Source organism: Streptomyces murinus (assembly GCF_002154555.1).
GTDB lineage: Bacteria > Actinomycetota > Actinomycetes > Streptomycetales > Streptomycetaceae > Streptomyces > Streptomyces murinus.
This window is the reverse complement of the sequence record NZ_MUNF01000940.1, coordinates 1-1,625: the sequence shown is the minus strand read 5'-3', so window position 1 is coordinate 1,625 and position 1,625 is coordinate 1. Positions and strand designations below refer to the sequence as shown.

Below are 1,625 nucleotides of genomic sequence, written 5' to 3'. Positions count from 1 at the left end.
CCGCTCCGGCCCGGGCGGGGCCACGGGGCTACGACCGCTCGGCGGCCGCCGTGTCCTGCCGTGCGGCCGCCCGCCCGCGCCCATGGCCGTGGCCGTGACCGTGGTGGCGGTGCCGGTCGACGGGGGTGCGGTGCAGCGCGATCAGCGCGGCGTCGTCGCCGAGCCGGCCCCCGGCATGGGCGAGCAGATCGCGGCGGATGTGGTGCAGCAGCGCCTCGGGGCTGTCGTCGGTCCACCGCGCCACCCGCTCCGCCAGCGGATAGAACCGGCCCCGGGCGTCCCGCGCCTCCACCACGCCGTCGGTGTAGAGCAGCAAAGTGTCACCGGGCTCGAAGGAGAAGACGTCCAGCGTGTGCTCCACGGTCGCCGGCAGCCCCTGCACGCCGAGCGGCGGCGAGGGGTGCAGACTCGGCATCGTCACCACGTGCCCGGGGCTCAGCAGCAGCGGCGGCGGATGCCCGCAGCTGGTCATCCGGGTGATCTGGTCCCGGTCCGGGATCTCCACCAGCAGCGCGGTCGCGAACCGCTCACCCGCCTCGTCCTCCGGCTCCAGATCCGCCGTGTACCGGGAGACGCTCTGCTCCAGCGTGTCGACCAGGTCCTCCAGCGTGTGATGCCGGTGGGCGCTCTCCCGGAACGCGCTGAGCAGCAGCGCGGCCTCCCCGATGGCGGGCAGCCCCTTGCCGCGGACGTCCCCGATCAGAACCCGTACGGCGTTGTCGCACACGGTCGCCGCGTAGAGGTCGCCGCCGATCTGGGCCTCGTCCTCCGCTGCCAGGTACAGGGACGCGATCCGCAGCGGGCCGATCTGCTCGGGCAGCGGCCACATCAGCACGTGCTGCGCGGCCTCGGCGACCGTGCGGACCTGGGCCAGCTGCGCCTGGCGCCGCTCGCGCAGGGCGCTGTAGAGGACCACCATCACCGAGAGCACCGCGAGGGTGATGATCTGCACGATGTGGTTCGAGGTGCCGATCCCGCCGTGCGCGATGCCGATGACGATCTGCGCGAGCGTGGCCAGCGCGCCGACGGCCGCGGTGGTCCGGGGGCCGGCGAAGGACGGGGTCAGCGCGGGCGCGATCACCAGGGCGGGCCCGAGGTGGATGCTCTCCGGGGCTTGCACGTCCACCACCGTGATCACCACGATGAGCGTGATCGGCAGCAGCAGCAACGCCTGCGACGAGTGCCAGAATCGCCGTTCCCCCGCCGACCCGACCGGAAATCTCATGCCTACCAGCGTGCTCCCGGCCGCGGCGGGCGGCCACTTGCGCCTTGGTACGCCCCCCATAGCCCTCAGGGGGCGTCCCTGGAGCAGTCGCCGGGGGGAGGTCCCTCCAGCCCTTACGGGCAGCCTCGAACCCTTACGGGTCGCGCCCAATCCCCCTACGGGCCGTCCCCAATCCCCTCCGGGCCGTCCTCAAGCCCTTACCGGCTGCCCCTCATCCCGCCGCGGTGTCGCCCCCCGGCACCCCGGGTACCCGTACGGCCCTCGGTGCCCGACCGGGTCGCCGCACGCCGGTGAAGCGGATGCCCGCACCCGGTGCCGCCCGCGGCCCCAAGGAGGCTGTCATGGCTGATGACCAGCACGGACGAACGCCCCCACCGGCACACCGCGCCCACCCCCGCAC

The 1,625-nt window shown here is 73.9% G+C and carries 1 protein-coding gene; it reads right to left on the bottom strand.

Annotated features, from left to right (window positions below; translation table 11 throughout):
- Positions 1 to 28 precede the first annotated feature (28 nt).
- Positions 29 to 1,225: a PP2C family protein-serine/threonine phosphatase gene (locus CCN72_RS36760; RefSeq protein WP_086812649.1), complete on the bottom strand. Its 1,197-nt coding sequence runs from the start codon at positions 1,223 to 1,225 to the stop codon at positions 29 to 31.
- Positions 1,226 to 1,625 lie beyond the last annotated feature (400 nt).

Excerpts from the sequence above, each read along its gene's own strand:
- CCN72_RS36760 (WP_086812649.1), bottom strand. The coding sequence starts at position 1,225 with ATGAGATTTCCGGTCGGGTCGGCGGGGGAACGGCGATTCTGGCACTCG.